The following is a 17,766-nucleotide window of genomic DNA, read 5'->3' as shown; positions in this document are numbered from 1 at the left end:
GGCGTCCCTTAGTTTTTGCCGCCTCTCGTGTGCTCGCCTTCCGCTGTTCACGGAGTGTGTGCTCACCGTGGCGCGTTTCGTTACGTCTGATCTGCCCCCGCCCCCTCCTGGTGAAACCCCCGGACAAAACCCTTCCTGTCGCTTCGGGGCCGTCGGCGCGACATCCCCGGGCCAACCTCGGTAGGGTCCGGACGCGTGCACCTCAAGAGCCTGACACTGCGGGGGTTCAAGTCCTTCGCCTCCGCCACGACGCTGCGCTTCGAGCCCGGGATCACCTGCGTCGTCGGCCCCAACGGCTCCGGCAAGTCCAACGTGGTCGACGCCCTCTCCTGGGTGATGGGCGAGCAGGGCGCCAAGTCGCTGCGCGGCGGCAAGATGGAGGACGTCATCTTCGCCGGGACCACCGGACGCCCGCCGCTGGGCCGGGCCGAGGTCTCGCTGACCATCGACAACGCCGACGGCGCGCTGCCCATCGAGTACTCCGAAGTCACCATCACCCGGATCATGTTCCGCAACGGCGGCAGCGAGTACCAGATCAACGGCGACACCTGCCGGCTGCTCGACATCCAGGAGCTGCTCTCCGACTCCGGAATCGGCCGCGAGATGCACGTCATCGTCGGCCAGGGCCAGCTCGACGGCGTACTGCACGCCGACCCGACCGGGCGCCGGGCCTTCATCGAGGAGGCGGCGGGTGTCCTCAAGCACCGCAAGCGCAAGGAGAAGGCGCTGCGGAAGCTGGACGCCATGCAGGCCAACCTGGCCCGCGTCCAGGACCTCACCGACGAGCTGCGCCGCCAGCTCAAACCGCTCGGCCGACAGGCGGCCGTGGCCCGCAAGGCACAGGTCATCCAGGCGGATCTGCGTGACGCCCGGCTGCGGCTGCTCGCCGACGACCTCGTCTCGCTGCGCGAGGCGCTGCGCACCGAGGTGGCCGACGAGGCCGAACTCAAGCAGCGCAAACAGGCCGCGGAGACCGAGCTGAAGGAGGCGCTGCGCCGCGAGGCCGACCTGGAGCAGCAGGTCCGCACCCTCGCACCCCGGCTGGAGCGGGCCCAGCAGACCTGGTACGAGCTCTCCCAGCTGGCCGAGCGGGTGCGCGGCACCATCGGCCTGGCCGACCAGCGCGTCCAGCACGCCGCCGCGCCGCAGACCGAGGAGCGCAGGGGGCGCGACCCGGAGGAGATGGAGCGGGAGGCAGCCCGGATCCGAGAGCAGGAGGCCGAGCTGGAGGCGGCGCTGGAGGCCGCCACCACCGCGCTGGACGAGACCGTCGCACACCGGGCCGAGCTGGAGCGCGGGCTGGAGCAGGAGGAGCGCCGGTTGCGGGACGAGGCGCGTGCCCTCGCCGACCGCCGCGAAGGCCTCGAACGCCTGCGCGGCAAGGCCGGGGCCGCACGCAGCCGCGTCGCCTCGGCCCAGTCCGAGATCGACCGCCTCGCCGCCGCACGCGACGACGCCCTCCGGCGCGCGGAACAGGCCCAGGAGGAGTACGAGGCACTGCGCGGTGAGGTCGACGGCCTCGACGCGGGCGACGAACAGCTGGCGGACCGCCATGAACAGGCCAAGCGTCAACTCGCCGAGGTCGAGGCCGCCTTCAGCGCCGCCCGCGAGGCCTTCACCGAGGCCGAACGCGAACGCGCCGCGACCTCGGCCCGGCACGACGCCCTCGCCCTCAACCTCCGGCGCAAGGACGGCACGGCGGCGCTGCTGGCCGCCAAGGACCGCCTCACCGGTCTGCTCGGCCCGGCGGCCGTACTGCTGACCGTGACGCCGGGCTACGAGGTGCCGTTAGCGGCCGCGCGGGGGGCGGCCGCCGACGCGGTGGCCGTCACGGATCTGGCCACCGCCACCGAGGCCTTGCGCCTGCTGCGCAAGGAGGACGGCGGCCGGGCGACCTTGCTGGTGGCCGCCGATGCGGGAGGCGCCCGCCCGGCAGCCGGCAACGGCGCCGCGCCCGCGCCGGGCACCTCGGCGACCGCCCTGGTGGCGGCGCCGGAGCAGCTCCGCCCCGCCCTGGGCCGGCTGCTCGCCGACACCGTGGTGGTCGACACCTTGGAGACGGCCGAGGAGGTCGTCAAGCGGCACCCGGGTACCACCGCGGTCACCGCCGAAGGCGACCTGCTGTCCGCGCACCGTGTCACCGGCGGCTCGGAGGGCGCGCCCTCCCTGCTGGAGGCGCAGGCAGCGGTGGATGAGGCAGCGGCCAAGCTCACCGAGCTGGAAAGCCGCTGCGAACGCCTCAAGGAGGAGCAGGCCCGGGCCAAGGAGGCCCGCAGGACGGCGGCGGCCGAGGTCGAGGACCTGGCCCGGCGGCGCAGCAGCGCGGAGCGGGAGAAGTCCCGTGTCGCAGGCCGCGTCGGCACCCTCGAAGGCCAGGCCCGCGCGGCCCGGGGCGAGGCCGAGCGCGCCGCTGCGGCGGTCACCAAGGCGCAGGAGGCGCTCTCGAAAGCCCGTCAGGAGGCCGACGAGCTGGCCGAGAGCCTGGCCGCCGCCGAGGAGGCCCAGGAGACGGAGGGCGCGGACGACCCGGACACCTCCGTTCGCGACCGTCTGGCCGCCGACGGCGCCAACGCGCGCCAGACCGAGATGGAGGCCCGTCTCCAGGTCCGTACGCACGAGGAGCGGGTCAAGGCGATCGCCGGCCGGGCCGACGCCCTCGACCGGGGAGCCCGCGCCGAGCGGGAGGCCCGCGCCCGTGCCGAGGAGCGCCGGGCGCGGCTGCGCCACGAGGCGGAGGTCGCGCAGGCCGTGGCCGACGGCTCCCGGCAGCTGCTCGCCCATGTCGAGGCGTCACTGCAGCGCGCCCGCGAGGAGCGGGAAGGGATCGAGCGGGCCAAGGCCGAGCGTGAGCAGGCGCTGGCCGACGAGCGCAGCCAGGGCCGCGTGCTCAAGGACGAGTTGGACAAGCTGACCGACTCGGTGCACCGGGGCGAGGTGCTCGGCGCGGAGAAGCGGATGCGCATCGAGCAACTGGAGACCAAGGCACTGGAGGAGCTGGGTGTGGAGCCGGCGGGGCTGATCCGGGACTACGGCCCCGATCAGTTGGTGCCGCCGTCCGTGACGGCCGAGGGCGAGGAGCCGTCCGAGGGGGGCTCCGAGGGCAGATCGGCCGCGGCCGGGCACTCGCACAGCGAGCCGGTGCCGTTCGTCCGCGCGGAGCAGGAGAAGCGGCTCAAGGCGGCCGAGCGCGCCTACCAGAAGCTGGGGAAGATCAATCCGCTGGCGCTGGAGGAGTTCGCGGCGCTGGAGGAGCGGCACCAGTTCCTCAGCGAGCAGCTGGAGGACCTCAAGAAGACCCGCGCGGACCTCCTCCAGGTCGTCAAGGAGGTGGACGAGCGCGTCGAGCAGGTCTTCACGGAGGCGTACCACGACACGGCTCGCGAGTTCGAGGGCGTCTTCTCCCGGCTCTTCCCGGGCGGCGAGGGGCGGCTGGTGCTCACCGACCCCGACTCCATGCTGACCACGGGGGTCGATGTGGAGGCCAGGCCGCCCGGCAAGAAGGTCAAGCGGCTCTCGCTGCTCTCCGGCGGTGAGCGGTCGCTGACGGCTGTCGCGCTGCTGGTGTCGATCTTCAAGGCACGGCCCAGCCCGTTCTATGTGATGGACGAGGTCGAGGCGGCCCTCGACGACACCAACCTCCAGCGGCTCATCCGGATCATGGAGGAGCTCAAGGACAGCTCCCAACTGATCGTGATCACCCATCAGAAGCGCACGATGGAGGTCGCCGACGCGCTCTACGGCGTCTCGATGCAGGGCGACGGCGTCTCCAAGGTGATCAGCCAGCGCCTCTCCTGAGGCGGCCCGAAGCGGCCCGCAGCGGTCCCGGTCCGGCTCCACTCCGACTGCTTCACTTCACAAGTCGAACGATGATCGCCTGTTGTGTGCTCTGAGTCGCAGAAGCTGACCTATTGACTTCATGAATTGAAGATTTACAGTCTGAGAGGCCACCGTTAAGTCTGAGGCCAGCGCGCTTCCCCCGCGCAGGCCCGTCTTCGACCCTTTGACGGTGGTGTCCCCGCCCGGCACTGTCGCCGGGGTACCTCAGGAGAAGAACGTGACCAGCACAGCGCAGGAAGCGCCGCAGACGCCGCAGCCGCGGCCAGGCACCGGAGCGCACACCGCGCCCCTCGGCCGTGTCGTCTTCATCACCGCCGCAGCCGCCATGGGCGGCTTCCTCTTCGGCTACGACAGCTCAGTGATCAACGGAGCGGTGGAGGCGATCCGCGGTCGCTTCGACGTCGGTTCCGCCATGCTGGCGCAGGTCATCGCCGCCGCCTTGATCGGCAGCGCGATCGGTGCCGCCGTCGCCGGCCGGATAGCCGACCGGATAGGCCGCATCCAGGTCATGCGGCTGGCCGCCGTCCTCTTCGTCGTCAGCGCCGTCGGCTCGGCCCTGCCCTTCGCGCTGTGGGACCTGGCGATGTGGCGGGTGCTGGGCGGCATCGCCATCGGTATGGCCTCCGTCATCGGCCCGGCCTACATCGCCGAGGTCTCCCCGCCCGCCTACCGCGGCCGGCTCGCCTCCTTCCAGCAGGGCGCCATCGTCCTCGGCATCGCCGTCTCACAGCTGGTCAACTGGGGCATCCTCAACCTCGCCGACGGCAAGCAGCGCGGCGATGTCGCCGGCCTGGAGGCCTGGCAGTGGATGCTCGGCATCATGGTGATCCCCGCGGTCGGCTACTTCCTGCTCTCCTTCGCCATCCCCGAGTCCCCGCGCTTCTTGATCTCGGTCGGCCGCCAGGACAAGGCCCGCGAGGTGCTGGCCGGTGTCGAGGGCGAGCACAAGGGCATCGACGCGCGGATCGGCGAGATCGAGACGGCCATGCGCAGCGAGCACAAGTCCACCTTCCGGGACCTGCTCGGCGGTCGCTTCGGCCTGCTGCCCATCGTCTGGGTCGGTATCGGCCTGTCGGTCTTCCAGCAGCTCGTCGGCATCAACGTCGTTTTCTACTACTCCTCGACGCTGTGGCAGTCGGTGGGGATCAACCCCGAGAGCTCCTTCTTCTACTCCTTCACGACCTCGATCGTGAACATCATCGGCACCGTCATCGCCATGCTCTTCGTCGACCGGATCGGCCGGAAGCCGCTGGCGCTGATCGGCTCGGTCGGTATGACCCTCTCGCTGGCTTCGGTCGCCTGGGCGTTCTCCGCCAAGACCGGCTCCGGCGACAACGTCTCGCTGCCGGACGCACAGGGCGTCGTCGCCCTGGTCGGCGCGCACACCTTCACGCTGTTCTTCGCCCTCTCCTGGGGCGTGGTCGTCTGGGTGCTGCTCGGCGAGATCTTCCCGAACAAGATCCGCGCCGCCGCGCTCGGTGTCGCCGCCTCCGCGCAGTGGGTCGCCAACTGGGCCATCACGGCCAGCTTCCCCAGCCTGTCGGAGTGGAACCTGTCCGCCACCTACGTCGGCTACACGGTCTTCGCCCTGCTCTCCATTCCGTTCATCCTCAAGTGGGTGCCGGAGCCGAAGGGCAAGGCGTTGGAGGAGATGGGCTAGCCCCCCCCGCCGCCCACTCCTCGTACGGCGCTGCCCCGGCTCCTTCGCCAGGAGCCGGGGCAGCGGGCTGTGCGGGCCCCGGCCCGGGAGCGGCAGCCGTTCAGCCGTCGAGCCCCTTCAGCCGGGGCATGACCTCCTCCACCAGCAGCCGCAGCGACCGCCGGCCCTCTTCCACCGGCATCCCGCCGCACAGCGGATGCAGCAGCACCTGCCGCGCCCCGGCGGGCTGCCGCTCCACCACCGCCAGGCACTCGTCCGGGGTGACGAAGCGGTAGACGCCCTCCGCGCGCAGCTCCGCCACCGTGGTGGCCTGCGCCCGCATCGCCGAGTGCACATCCGGCGTCTGCCAGGCGGCGTACCGGCGCGCCTCGTACAGGAAGTGCTCCCCCAGCTCGGCCCAGGCCCGGTCCGGGTCGTCGGTCAGATGGACGACGGGCAGCTCCGGCGGCGGCATCACACACAGCGGGGCGCCGCCCGCCGCCGCACAGCGCTCCTCGTAGTAGCGCTCGAGCTGCGGCAGGTGCGCGGGGAGGAACAGCGGCAGCCCCAGCCGCGCGGCACGGCGTGCGGCGGGACGCGAGCTGCCGCCGACGAACAGCGGCGGATGCGGACTGCTGTACGGGCGCGGGGTGACGCGCACCGTACGGCCCCGGTAGCTGAACGGCTCGCCCGTCCAGGCGGCCAGCAGCGTCTCCAGGACCTCGTCCTGCAGGGCGCCGCGCCGGGAGAAGTCCCGTCCCAGGGCCGCGTACTCCTCCGGGCGGTAGCCGATTCCCGCCACCGTGACCAGTCGCCCTCCACTGGCCAGGTCGAGCACCGCGATGTCCTCCGCCAGCCGTACCGGGTCGTACAGCGGCGCCAGGATGGCGCAGGCCGTCACGAGCGTGGTGCGCGTACGCCCCAGGAAGGCGCCCGCGAGAGCCAGCGGCGAGGGCAGCCAGCCGTCCGGCACACCGTGGTGCTCCTCGACGATGAGAGAGGTCACACCGTGCTCGTCGGCGTAGCCGGCCATCTCCAGCGCCGCCCGATACCGGTCCACCGGCCGCTCGGCCGACTCCGCTGGTCCCGGCGGCTGTTCGGGCTGGACGAGGTTGAAGCGGACACTTGTCGTCACGGTCACGAGGACTCCCACCCGGCAGACGGCAATGGCGAGTGCCGGACCGTAGCCCAGCGCGCGCGAAGAGGGAATGGCGGCGAAGCGTTGACGGTGGTCGATACTGGAGCCGCTATGGAAATCGTCATCCTTGTAGTAGTCATCGCTGTGATCGCGCTCGTCGCGATCAGCGGGCTCGTGGTCACCGGCCGCAGGAAGAAGGCGGCCGAGACCCAGCAGCCCGGCACCTCCGAGAGCACTACCGAAGCCCCCACCCGCACTGTCGAACCGAAGGTCGGAGAGGAGGCGGAGGCCCCGCCCGAAGGGGCCCGCCGCACGATCGAGGAGGTCGGCCTTCCCGAGGCCGAGGAGGCGGAGGCCGAGGCACCCGCCACCGCGGAGGCGGCCACGGCCGCGCCGGAGATCGAGACCCCGGCCCCGACCGCCGGCCGGCTGGTGCGGCTGCGCGACCGGCTCTCCCGCTCCCAGAACTCCCTCGGCAAGGGCCTGCTGACCCTGCTGTCCCGGGAGCACCTGGACGAGGAGACCTGGGAGGAGGTCGAGGACACCCTGCTGACGGCCGATGTCGGCGTCGGCCCCACCCAGGAACTGGTCGAGCAGCTGCGTGAGCGGGTCAAGGTGCTCGGCACCCGCACCCCCGACGAGCTGCGCGGTCTGCTCCGCGAGGAGCTGCTCAAGCTGGTCGGCACCGACCTGGACCGCACGGTGCACACCGAGCCGGGCGCAGAGGCGGCCGCCGTCGACCGTCCGGGCGTGGTGCTCGTCGTCGGCGTCAACGGCACCGGCAAGACCACCACCACCGGCAAGCTCGCCCGGGTGCTGGTGGCCGACGGCAAGTCGGTCGTGCTCGGCGCGGCCGACACCTTCCGCGCCGCCGCCGCCGACCAGCTGGAGACCTGGGGCACCCGGGTGGGCGCTCGTACGGTCCGCGGCCCGGAGGCCGGCGACCCCGCTTCGGTCGCGTTCGACGCGGTCAAGCAGGGCACCGAGGCCGGCGCCGATGTGGTGCTGATCGACACGGCGGGCCGGCTGCACACCAAGACCGGTCTCATGGACGAGCTGGGCAAGGTCAAGCGCGTCGTCGAGAAGCAGGGCCCGGTGGACGAGGTGCTGCTGGTGCTGGACGCCACCACCGGTCAGAACGGCCTGGTGCAGGCCAGGGTCTTCGCCGAGGTCGTGGACATCACCGGCATCGTCCTCACCAAGCTGGACGGCACCGCCAAGGGCGGCATCGTCGTCGCCGTCCAGCGCGAGCTCGGCGTGCCGGTCAAGCTCGTCGGGCTCGGCGAGGGCGCCGACGATCTGGCGCCCTTCGAACCGGAGGCGTTCGTGGACGCGCTGGTGCGGGAGGCCTGAGGCCGAACGCCGCCGTCGCGGCGGTACCTGTTCCGCCGCGACGGCGGCCCACCACGGCGGTGCGCCGCAGGCGGCCGCTCGCCGGCGGGGAGCCGGACGCGCGGCCGATTCACCGGACGGCGGCTGCCCGGTGGCACACGTACGCCAGCGTGCCCAGCAGCAGCCGGGCCTGCGGGGGGCGCCCCGAGGCCTCCAGGGTGGGCGGCCGCAGCCACCGCACGGCGCCCAGACCGGCGAGGTCGGACGGCGGCGCGGTGATGTGCTCGCCCTCGCCCCTGCCGCGCAGGTCGAGGCCGGCGTCGTCCCAGCCCATCCGGTAGAGCAGCTCCGGAAGTTCGGCCGCCGCACCCGGGGCGACCAGGAACCAGGCCCGCCCGTGCGGTGTCGCGGCCACCGGACCCAGCGGTACCCCCATCCGCTCCAGCCGCACCAGTGCGCACCGGCCGACGTGCTCGGCGACCTCCAGCACATCGAAGGCGCGGCCCGTCGGGAGCAGCATGGCCGCCCCGGGAACCGCTGCCCAGGCGCGGGAGGCCTCGTCGAGGGTGGCACCCGCGGGAACCTCCAGGGAGGCGTCGAGCGGATGGTCACCGGGGGAGGGGCAGGCGCTCGCGCCGCAGGAGCAGGCGACACGGCCGCCCGGGCGGATGGCGCGGGCGCCGGGGATCACGTCCCAGCCCCACAGGCTGGTGTACTCCGCGACAGTGGTGCACACCTGGGCGCGTTCGCGCCTGCGTGCGCCGGGCCGCAGCTCGCGGATCTCGCGGATGCCGCTGAGACCGCTGATGGCGCCGATCGTGAAGCCCATGCTCACTCCAACGGGTCCCGAATGCTTATGGTTACGGCGTCGTTGCGCACAGTGACGAAGAGATGGTGGCGGTCGGACTCCTGGGCGAGGACAGGGGAATGGGGTGCCTCTCCGTGGAGTTTGCTTCCCAGGTGTCAAGTCAAGCGCCTCCGAGCGCTTCAGGGTTCATCCGAAGGGGTGGCGAATGGTGGCGATTCTGCAATTACGCTCGCCTGGGTCGTGATCGTAGGATTACTTTCGGTACACACAACGGAGAGAGCGCGGCGGCGGACTATGCCTCAGGCATGGCGGGGTCGAGGGTGCGGGCGCGCGGGGCAACGCGGACCTGCCCGCTCCTGAGCGCGTCACCAAGGCGGGATGGGGGCGTTACCAGTGGCTGAGCGAGGCCAGGCGAGCAAGAGCCCGAACGAGCGGCTGGGCTCGTGGTTCATGCGCAGTGGCTGGTCCAAGGGCGAGCTGGCCCGCCAGGTGAACCGCCGGGCACGACAGCTGGGCGCACACCACATCAGTACCGACACCTCACGGGTGCGCCGCTGGCTGGACGGCGAGCAGCCCCGGGAGCCCATCCCCCGCATCCTCTCCGAGCTGTTCTCCGAGCGCTTCGGCTGCGTCGTCGCCGTCGAGGACCTCGGGCTGCGCCCCGCCCGGCAGTCCCCCGCGGCCTCCGGAGTCGACCTGCCCTGGGCCGGACCCCAGACCGTGGCGATGATCAGCGACTTCACCCGCAGCGATCTGATGCTGGGCCGCCGAGGCTTCCTGGGCACCTCGCTGTCCGTGTCCGCGGGCCCCGCCCTGATCGAGCCCATGCAGCGCTGGCTGGTGCCGGGCACCGGTCCCGAAGCCGGACTGCCCGGGGAGCAGCAGGCCTCCGCGGGCGGGCCCACCGTTCCCGCACCCCGGGACGGGCTGTACGGCGAGGCCGTACGCGGCGGCGGACAGGCCCCGTACGCGGGCCGTCGGCGGCAGGCGGCCGGCGCCGGTGCCGGGGGCGGAGAAGAGGGTGCCGGGCGCGGCGGTGGCGGGTTGCGGCGCGGGCCGCGGCTGTCCGCGCCGGAGCTGGAGCTGCTGGAGCAGACGACTCAGATGTTCCGCACCTGGGACGCACAGTGCGGGGGAGGGCTGCGCCGCAAGGCCGTCGTCGGACAGCTGCACGAAGTCACCGACCTGCTGCAGGAGCGGCCCGACGAGCCCGTCCGGCGCCGCCTGTTCCGTGTCACGGCGGAGCTGTCCGAACTGGCGGGGTGGATGAGCTACGACATCGGGCTGCAGCCCACCGCGCAGAAGTACTTCGTCCTGGCGCTGCACGCCGCCAAGGAGGCCGGTGACCGGCCCCTCGGCTCGTACGTGCTCAGCAAGATGGGCCGTCAGATGATCCATCTGGGCCGCCCCGAGGACGCGCTGGAGCTGGTGCACCTCGCGCAGTACGGCAGCCGGGAGGGCGCCACCCCCCGCACTCAGGCGATGCTCTACGCGATGGAGGCCCGCGCCTACGCCAACATGGGCCAGCCCGGCAAGTGCAAGCGCGCGGTGCGGATGGCCGAGGAGACGTTCTCCGACATCGACCCCTCGGACGCCGACCCCGACTGGATCCGGTTCTTCTCCGAGGCCGAGCTGTACGCGGAGAACGCGCACTCCTACCGTGATCTGGCCTACTCCTCCGGCCGCAGCCCCACCTACGCCTCACTGGCACGGCCGGCGATGGAACGCGCCGTCGAGCTGTTCGCGCAGGAGGCCCGTGAGGAGGAGGGCGGCGGCCACCAGCGCTCCTACGCGCTCAACCTGATCGGGATGGCCAGCGTGCACCTGCTGCAGCGCGAGCCCGAAGGGTGTGTGGCGCGGGCGAGCGAGGCCCTCGGCGTCGCCAAGCGGCTGCGCTCGGAACGGGTCAACAACCGGCTGCGCCGGACCACGGCCGGTGCCGTGCGCGAGTTCGGTGAGCTCGCGGACGTGGTGCAGCTGAGCGAGCGGCTCCGGGTCGAGCTGACCGACAGCGAGGCCGTCGCGGGCTGAGCCCGGGCCTCCGGGACCTCGGGGTTTCTGCGCCGCGCGCCTTCCCCCGCCGACATCGCCGGTACGGGTCCGGCCATGGGATACGGCGGGACCGGGCGCTCCGGACCCCGGCGAGTGGGCGCAGCGTACGCGCGTCACCGCGCGGAAGGCCCCGCTTCATCTGCGCGTAACACCGACGCGCCTCTTTTCACGGTGTCGAAACACCGGGGGGCGACGGGCGAAACCGGGCTTCGGAAACCTGGCATCCAGCCCGCCCTCCCCCGGCCTCGGCCGGGAGGTGCCCACCGGCCCGCCCGCAGGGTCGCGACCCGAGGAGACGTCCACATTGAACGGCGCGGATACCACTTTCGTCTTGGTCAGCGCGTTTTTGGTGATGGTGATGACGCCTGGCCTCGCCTTCTTCTACGGCGGCATGGTCCGGGTGAAGAGCGCCCTGAACATGCTGATGATGTCCTTCATCTCGCTGGCGATCGTCAGCGTGCTGTGGGTGCTCTACGGCTACTCGCTGGCCTTCGGCCCGGACACCGGCGGTGTGATCGGGAACCTGGACTTCATCGGCCTCAAGGGGATCTCGTCCGAGTCCCTGACCGAGAAGGGCGGCATCCCGGTCTTCGCCTTCGTCCTCTTCCAGATGATGTTCGCCATCATCACGCCGGCGCTGATGAGCGGCGCCCTCGCCGACCGCGTGAAGTTCAGCGCCTGGGCCGTGTTCCTCACCCTGTGGGTGACGATCGTCTACTTCCCTGTCGCGCACTGGGTGTGGGCCGAGGGCGGCTGGCTCTACGAACTGGAAGTCATCGACTTCGCCGGCGGCACCGCCGTGCACATCAACGCGGGCATCGGGGCGCTGGCCGCGGTACTCGTCGTCGGAAAGCGCATCGGCTTCAAGAAGGACCCCATGCGGCCGCACAGCCTGCCGCTGGTGATGCTCGGCGCCGCGCTGCTGTGGTTCGGCTGGTTCGGCTTCAACGCCGGATCCGCGCTCGCCGCCGACGGCACCGCCGCGAACATGGCGCTCAACACGCAGCTCGCGACAGGTGCCGCCATGCTGGGCTGGCTGATCTACGAGCGGGTGCGGCACGGCGCCTTCACCACGCTGGGTGCCGCCTCCGGCGCCGTCGCCGGCCTGGTGGCCATCACCCCGTCCGGTGCCGCGGTCAACGCCATGGGCGCGCTGCTGATCGGAGTCGTCGCCGGTGCGGTGTGCTCCTGGGCGGTCAGCATCAAGTACAAGCTCGGATTCGACGACTCCCTGGACGTGGTCGGCGTCCACCTGGTCGGTGGCGTCATCGGCACGCTGCTGGTCGGCTTCCTGGCCGTGGACGGGGTCGGCGGCCTCACCCAGTTCGGCAAGCAGGCACTCGGCGCCTTCTCGGTGATGGCGTTCTCCTTCGTGGTCTCCTGGCTGCTGGCCAAGCTGGTACAGGCCACGATGGGCTTCCGCGCCGACCCGGACGACGAGGCGGCCGGCGTCGACCAGGCGTTCCACGCGGAGACCGCGTACGACTTCAGCGCCGTCGGCGGCTCCTCGCTCCGGGACCGGAGCGGGCTGCCGGCACCCGGCACCGCGGCAGGTGGGAGCGTGACCGCGAACAGCGCCCGTTACGACAGCCACGACAGCAAGGTGGAGGCATGAAGCTCATCACCGCGGTGATCAAGCCGTACCAGCTCGACGAGGTGAAGGAGGCGCTGCGGGCCTTCGGGGTCCAGGGCCTCACCGTCACCGAGGCCAGCGGCTACGGGCGGCAGCGCGGCCACACCGAGGTCTACCGGGGTGCCGAGTACACCGTCGACCTCGTCCCCAAGGTGCGCATCGAGGTGCTGGCCGAGGACGAGGACGCCGAACAGCTCCTGGAGATCGTCGTCAAGGCCGCACGCACCGGCAAGATCGGCGACGGAAAGGTGTGGATGGTGCCGGTCGAGACCGCCGTCCGGGTACGGACGGGCGAGCGAGGGCCGGACGCGCTGTGAGGGACGCGGCGGCGGCACGGACGGCGGCAACGGTACACGGAGTGCACGGCCCGGGCGCGCCGGCGGGGGACGGCGCCGACGCGCCCGCCGGGAACGGGCCGGGTACGGGTAGCCCAGCACCCGCGGGGGGCGGCCCGGGCGAGGGCCCGGGCCGGGCGGCCGAGGGGTACGCGGCGGCCCGGGTGCGGCTGTTGCAGGACACCGCGCTGTCCGGCCCGGACCGCCGCCGCGCACTCTGCGGGCTCACCGACCGGTGGCTCGCCGGGCTGTTCACCGCCAAGGCGCCCACCGGGACCGCGCTGGTGGCCGTCGGCGGCTACGGCCACGGCGAGCTGTCCCCGCGCAGCGACCTCGACCTGCTCCTGCTGCACGACGGCACCATCGACACCGCGGCTCTCGCCGCCCTCGCCGACCACCTCTGGTACCCGGTGTGGGACCTCGGGCTCGCCCTCGACCACTCCGTACGCACCCTGGGCGAGGCGCGCGCCGCCGCCGAGGACGATCTCAAGGTGCAGCTCGGCCTGCTGGACGCCCGCCATGTGGCGGGTGACCAGGACCTCACGGCCCAACTGCGCACCGCCGCCCTCGCCCGATGGCGCGCCGAGGCCCGCTCCCGGCTCCCCGAACTGCGCGAGTACGCCGGTGAACGGGCCCGGCGGCACGGCGAGTTGCGCTTCCTGCTGGAGCCCGACCTGAAGGAGGCCCGTGGCGGCCTGCGGGATCTGACCGCACTGCGGGCCGTGGCCGCCTCCTGGCTCGCCGACGCCCCGCGCGAGGGACTGCGGGAGGCGCGCGACACCCTCCTCGACGTCCGCGACGCGCTGCATCTGACAACCGGCCGCGCCACCGACCGGCTCGCCCTCCAGGACCAGGACCAGGTCGCGGCGGCACTCGGTCTGCTGGACGCGGACACCCTGCTGCGCCGCGTCTACGAGGCCGCCGGCGCCGTCGGCTACGCGAGCGACGTGACCTGGCGCGAGGTGGAGCGGGTGCTGCGGGCGCGCGGCGGCACCCCGCGCGGCACCCGGCTGCGCGGACTGCTGGGCGGCGGCAGGCGCACCGGCGGACGCCCGGGAGCCCCCGTGAGGGAGCGCACGCCCCTGGCGGAGGGCGTCGTCGAGCACGAGGGCGAGGCGGCCCTCGCCCTGCACGCCCGCCCGGACCGCGACCCCGTGCTGCCGCTGCGTGCCGCTGCCGCCGCGGCCCAGGCCGGAGTCCCACTGGCGCTGCCCGCCGTACGCAAGCTGGCCCGTAGCGCCCCTCCGCTGCCCGTGCCCTGGCCCGCCGAGGCCCGTGAGGAGTTCGTCACCCTGCTCGGCGCGGGCGAGGCGACGGTCCCGGTGTGGGAGGCGCTGGACGCCGCGGGCCTGATCACCCGGCTGCTGCCCGACTGGGAGCGGGTGCGCTGCCGGCCCCAGCGCAACCCCGTGCACCGCTACACCGTCGACCGGCACCTGGTGGAGACCGCCGTACGGGCCGCAGCGCTCACCCGGCGCGTCCACCGTCCGGACCTGCTGCTGACCGGTGCGCTGCTGCACGACATCGGCAAGGGCTGGCCCGGCGACCACTCCGTCACCGGCGAGACCATCGCCGGTGACCTGGCGGCCCGTATCGGCTTCGACGCCGCCGACACCCGGACGCTGGCCACTCTCGTACGCCACCACCTGCTGCTCGTCGAGACGGCGACGCGGCGGAACCTGGACGACCCGGCCACCATCCGCTCCGTCGCCGAAGCGGTGGGCTCGCCCGGCACGCTGGAACTGCTGCACGCGCTGACGGAGGCCGACGCCCTGGCCACCGGACCGGCCGCCTGGTCCTCCTGGCGGGCGACGCTCGTGTCCGACCTCGTCTCCCGGGTGGCCGCCGTGCTGGCCGGTGAACCGGTGGCCGATCGGACAGCCGACCGGGAGCTGACGGCGGAGGGCGAACGACTGGCGATGGAGGCGTGGCGCACCGGTGGCCCCGTACTGGCGCTACGCACCCACAAGACCGGCCACACCGGGGGAGAGGGCGCCGCCGCGGTACCGGGTGGCGGCGGTGCCGACGGCGGGCCGGAGCCCGTCGGTGTGGAGCTTTCCGTGGCGCTGCCCGAGCAGTCCGGAGTGCTCCCGGCAGTCGCCGGAGTGCTGGCCTTGCACAAGCTGACTGTCCGGGCCGCGGATCTGCGACTGGCGGAACTTCCCGCAGCACTGACGGAGGGCGGCTCGACAGCGGCGTCGGACGTCACAACGGTGGCATCCCACGGCACGACAGTGGCGGGAGATTTCGCGACAGCGGCGGAAGGCGAATCCGCGACTGCCGAGACCCCTCGCGTCCTGCTGCTCACCTGGCGCGTTGCCGCCCGGTACGGCTCCCTCCCACAGGCGGCGAGGCTGCGGGAGGACCTGGTGCGCGCCTTGGACGGCTCGCTGGGTCTCGCCTTGCGGCTCGCCGAGCGGGAGGCCGCCTACCGTCCGCGCCGCACGGCGATCCAGCCGCCCCCGCCACGCGCCACCGTCGCGCCGGGCGACTCCGCGGCGGCCACCGTCATCGAGGTACGGGCCCAGGATGCGCCGGGACTGCTGCACCGCATCGGCCAGGCCCTGGAGGAGGCCGGCGTCCGCGTCCGCAGCGCCCATGTGAGCACTCTGGGCGCGAACGCCGTCGACGCCTTCTACGTGACGGACGCCGCCGGGGAGCCCCTCTCCGACGTGGTGGCGGCGCGGCTCGCACAGCAGGTCGAGACCGCGCTGCGCTGAACCGGTACGGTCCGGTCCGAACGGACGGGCCGGCTTCGCTCCGGGCCCGGAGCCGTCCCCGATCCGGACAGGCGGGATGGCCCCGCCCGGGAGGCGGCTACCCTTGGCAGAGATTGACTCCGCCACCGACCCGAGGACCGACGAGCGCTGTGTTCGATACCCTTTCCGACCGCCTGAGTGCGACGTTCAAGAACCTCCGGGGCAAAGGGCGCCTCAGCGAGGCGGACATCGACGCCACCGCGCGCGAGATCCGTATCGCCCTGCTCGAGGCGGACGTCGCGCTCCCTGTGGTGCGCGCCTTCATCAAGCAGGTCAAGGAACGTGCGTTGGGAGCCGAGGTCTCCCAGGCGCTGAATCCGGCCCAGCAGGTCATCAAGATCGTCAACGAGGAACTGATCGGCATCCTCGGTGGCGAGACGCGGCGCCTGAGGTTCGCCAAGAACCCGCCGACCGTCATCATGCTCGCCGGTCTCCAGGGCGCGGGTAAGACCACCCTGGCGGGCAAGCTGGGCCGCTGGCTGCAGCAGCAGGGGCACACGCCGATGCTGGTCGCGGCCGACCTCCAGCGCCCGAACGCGGTCAACCAGCTGTCGGTCGTCGCCGAGCGCGCGGGCGTGGCCGTCTTCGCGCCGGAGCCGGGCAACGGGGTCGGGGACCCGGTCAAGGTCGCCAAGGACTCGATCACCCATGCGCGCGACAAGCAGCACGACGTGGTCATCGTCGACACCGCCGGCCGCCTGGGCATCGACCAGGAGCTGATGCAGCAGGCCGCCGACATCCGTGACGCGGTCAGCCCGGACGAGGTCCTCTTCGTCGTCGACGCCATGATCGGTCAGGACGCGGTCACCACGGCGGAGGCCTTCCAGGAGGGCGTCGGCTTCGACGGCGTCGTACTCTCCAAGCTCGACGGCGACGCGCGCGGCGGTGCGGCCCTCTCGGTCGCGCAGGTCACCGGCAAGCAGATCATGTTCGCCTCCAACGGCGAGAAGCTGGACGACTTCGACGCCTTCCACCCCGACCGGATGGCCTCGCGCATCCTCGGGATGGGCGACATGCTCACGCTGATCGAGAAGGCGGAGCAGACCTTCAGCCAGCAAGAGGCCGAGAAGATGGCCGCCAAGCTGGCGAAGGGGCCCAAGGAGTTCACGCTCGACGACTTCCTGGCCCAGATGGAGCAGGTCCGCAAGATGGGCTCGCTCTCCAAGCTGCTCGGCATGATGCCCGGCATGGGGCAGATGAAGGACCAGATCAACAATCTGGACGAGCGGGAGGTCGACCGCACCGCCGCCATCATCAAGTCGATGACCCCCGCGGAGCGCGCCGAGCCGACGATCATCAACGGCTCGCGGCGGGCCCGTATCGCCCGCGGCTCAGGGGTGGATGTCAGCGCCGTCAAGAATCTGGTGGAGCGGTTCTTCGACGCCCGCAAGATGATGTCCAAGATGGCCCAGGGCGGCGGTATGCCCGGGATGCCCGGCATGCCGGGGATGCCCGGTGGGGGCGGGGGCAAGAAGAAGGGCAAGCAGAAGAAGGCCAAGGGCAAGCGCCAGTCGGGCAACCCGATGAAGCGCAAGCAGGAGGAGCAGGCCGCGGCGGCCCGCCGGGCCCAGGCCGGCGAGGGCGGCGCCTTCGGTGTCCCGGGCGCCGGCCAGGACCCGGGCGACTTCGAACTCCCCCAGGAGTTCAAGGACATCCTGCCCCCGAAGTGAGCGTGCCGCGGCAAAGGCGGATGATGTCGTCCATGCGCGTTTACATCCGCCCCCCGCGGCCTGCCGACGAGCAGCTCTACAGTGAGGCCGTCGTCCGCTCGGCAGACCACCTTCGCCCGTGGAACCCGGTCGAGCCGGACGGCTTCCCCGATCTGCTGCGCCGCCAGGGGCCCGCGTTGCGTACCTTCCTCATCCTCGACCGCGAGGACGAGGGGCTCGTCGGCCGGGTGAACGTGGCCAACATCGTCCGGGCCCGCTTCCGCAACGGCTCGCTGGGCTACGACAGTTACGTCCCCTATGCCGGAACCGGGCGGATGACCGAGGGGCTGCGGCTGGTCGTCGACCGCTGCTTCCAGCCGGGACCCGACGGACTGGGCCTGCACCGGCTGGAGATCAACGTCCAGCCGGAGAACGAGCGCTCCCTGGCCATGGCCAAGCGGCTCGGATTCCGGCACGAGGGGTTTTCACCCCGGATGCTCTTCATCAACGACGCCTGGCGCGACCACGAGCGCTTCGCGCTCACCGCCGAGGAGTGGCCGGGCCTGGGCTGACGGCCCGCCGCT

11 protein-coding genes are annotated in these 17,766 nt (G+C 72.3%); 9 read left to right on the top strand and 2 right to left on the bottom strand.

Features of this window, described 5'->3' with window-relative positions; genetic code table 11:
• The first annotated feature begins 195 nt into the window (after window positions 1-195).
• Together smc and KBY19_RS09430 are read left to right on the top strand one after the other, a co-directional pair.
• On the top strand, window positions 196-3,795 hold the full coding sequence (smc, locus tag KBY19_RS09435; protein WP_210965583.1) for a chromosome segregation protein SMC: 3,600 nt from the start codon (window positions 196-198) through the stop codon (window positions 3,793-3,795).
• A 259-nt stretch (window positions 3,796-4,054) separates the two neighbouring features.
• Window positions 4,055-5,497: a sugar porter family MFS transporter gene (locus KBY19_RS09430; protein WP_099884589.1), complete on the top strand. Its 1,443-nt coding sequence runs from the start codon at window positions 4,055-4,057 to the stop codon at window positions 5,495-5,497.
• A 100-nt stretch (window positions 5,498-5,597) separates the two neighbouring features.
• Here the strand turns inward: KBY19_RS09430 and KBY19_RS09425 are convergent, their stop codons facing one another.
• On the bottom strand, window positions 5,598-6,617 hold the full coding sequence (locus KBY19_RS09425; RefSeq protein WP_210965582.1) for an LLM class flavin-dependent oxidoreductase: 1,020 nt from the start codon (window positions 6,615-6,617) through the stop codon (window positions 5,598-5,600).
• A 108-nt stretch (window positions 6,618-6,725) separates the two neighbouring features.
• Here KBY19_RS09425 and ftsY point away from each other — a divergent pair, with 108 nt between their 5' ends.
• Window positions 6,726-7,967 carry a signal recognition particle-docking protein FtsY gene (ftsY, locus tag KBY19_RS09420; RefSeq protein WP_099884593.1) on the top strand — a complete coding sequence of 414 codons (1,242 nt, stop codon included), beginning with the start codon at window positions 6,726-6,728 and terminating at the stop codon, window positions 7,965-7,967.
• Window positions 7,968-8,076: 109 nt separating this feature from the next.
• Here ftsY and KBY19_RS09415 read toward each other — a convergent pair whose 3' ends face one another.
• Window positions 8,077-8,775 carry a bifunctional DNA primase/polymerase gene (locus tag KBY19_RS09415; protein ID WP_099884594.1) on the bottom strand — a complete coding sequence of 233 codons (699 nt, stop codon included), beginning with the start codon at window positions 8,773-8,775 and terminating at the stop codon, window positions 8,077-8,079.
• Window positions 8,776-9,132: 357 nt separating this feature from the next.
• Between KBY19_RS09415 and KBY19_RS09410 the strand changes: the two genes are divergently transcribed.
• The 6 genes from KBY19_RS09410 to KBY19_RS09385 all read left to right on the top strand — a co-directional run bounded on the left by KBY19_RS09410 (window position 9,133) and on the right by KBY19_RS09385 (window position 17,754).
• Window positions 9,133-10,785 carry a hypothetical protein gene (locus KBY19_RS09410; protein WP_099884596.1) on the top strand — a complete coding sequence of 551 codons (1,653 nt, stop codon included), beginning with the start codon at window positions 9,133-9,135 and terminating at the stop codon, window positions 10,783-10,785.
• A 325-nt stretch (window positions 10,786-11,110) separates the two neighbouring features.
• A complete protein-coding gene (locus KBY19_RS09405) occupies window positions 11,111-12,421 on the top strand; it encodes an ammonium transporter (protein ID WP_210965581.1) in 1,311 nt (436 codons plus the stop codon).
• Window positions 12,418-12,756, top strand: coding sequence for a P-II family nitrogen regulator (locus tag KBY19_RS09400; RefSeq protein WP_099884599.1), 339 nt, complete (start codon window positions 12,418-12,420; stop codon window positions 12,754-12,756). Before KBY19_RS09405 ends, KBY19_RS09400 begins: the two co-directional genes overlap by 4 nt.
• Before the next feature lie 41 nt (window positions 12,757-12,797).
• Window positions 12,798-15,494, top strand: a complete 2,697-nt coding sequence (locus KBY19_RS09395; RefSeq protein WP_185019527.1) for a [protein-PII] uridylyltransferase — start codon at window positions 12,798-12,800, stop codon at window positions 15,492-15,494.
• 149 nt (window positions 15,495-15,643) lie between these two features.
• Window positions 15,644-17,203, top strand: a complete 1,560-nt coding sequence (gene ffh, locus KBY19_RS09390; protein ID WP_099884603.1) for a signal recognition particle protein — start codon at window positions 15,644-15,646, stop codon at window positions 17,201-17,203.
• A gap of 32 nt (window positions 17,204-17,235) precedes the next feature.
• The gene (locus tag KBY19_RS09385) at window positions 17,236-17,754 is read left to right on the top strand and encodes a GNAT family N-acetyltransferase (protein ID WP_245226327.1); all 519 of its coding nucleotides are present in this window, start codon (window positions 17,236-17,238) and stop codon (window positions 17,752-17,754) included.
• Window positions 17,755-17,766: the final 12 nt, after the last annotated feature.

The organism is Streptomyces sp. B15, from assembly GCF_018070605.1.
Lineage (GTDB): Bacteria > Actinomycetota > Actinomycetes > Streptomycetales > Streptomycetaceae > Streptomyces > Streptomyces smyrnaeus.
The sequence above is the reverse complement of the archived record's forward strand: the minus strand, read 5'-3'. Positions and strand labels throughout refer to the sequence as shown.

Excerpts from the sequence above, each read along its gene's own strand:
- ftsY (WP_099884593.1), top strand. The coding sequence starts at position 6,726 with ATGGAAATCGTCATCCTTGTAGTAGTCATCGCTGTGATCGCGCTCGTC.
- KBY19_RS09415 (WP_099884594.1), bottom strand. The coding sequence starts at position 8,775 with ATGGGCTTCACGATCGGCGCCATCAGCGGTCTCAGCGGCATCCGCGAG.
- KBY19_RS09410 (WP_099884596.1), top strand. The coding sequence starts at position 9,133 with ATGGGGGCGTTACCAGTGGCTGAGCGAGGCCAGGCGAGCAAGAGCCCG.
- KBY19_RS09400 (WP_099884599.1), top strand. The coding sequence starts at position 12,418 with ATGAAGCTCATCACCGCGGTGATCAAGCCGTACCAGCTCGACGAGGTG.
- KBY19_RS09385 (WP_245226327.1), top strand. The coding sequence starts at position 17,236 with ATGCGCGTTTACATCCGCCCCCCGCGGCCTGCCGACGAGCAGCTCTAC.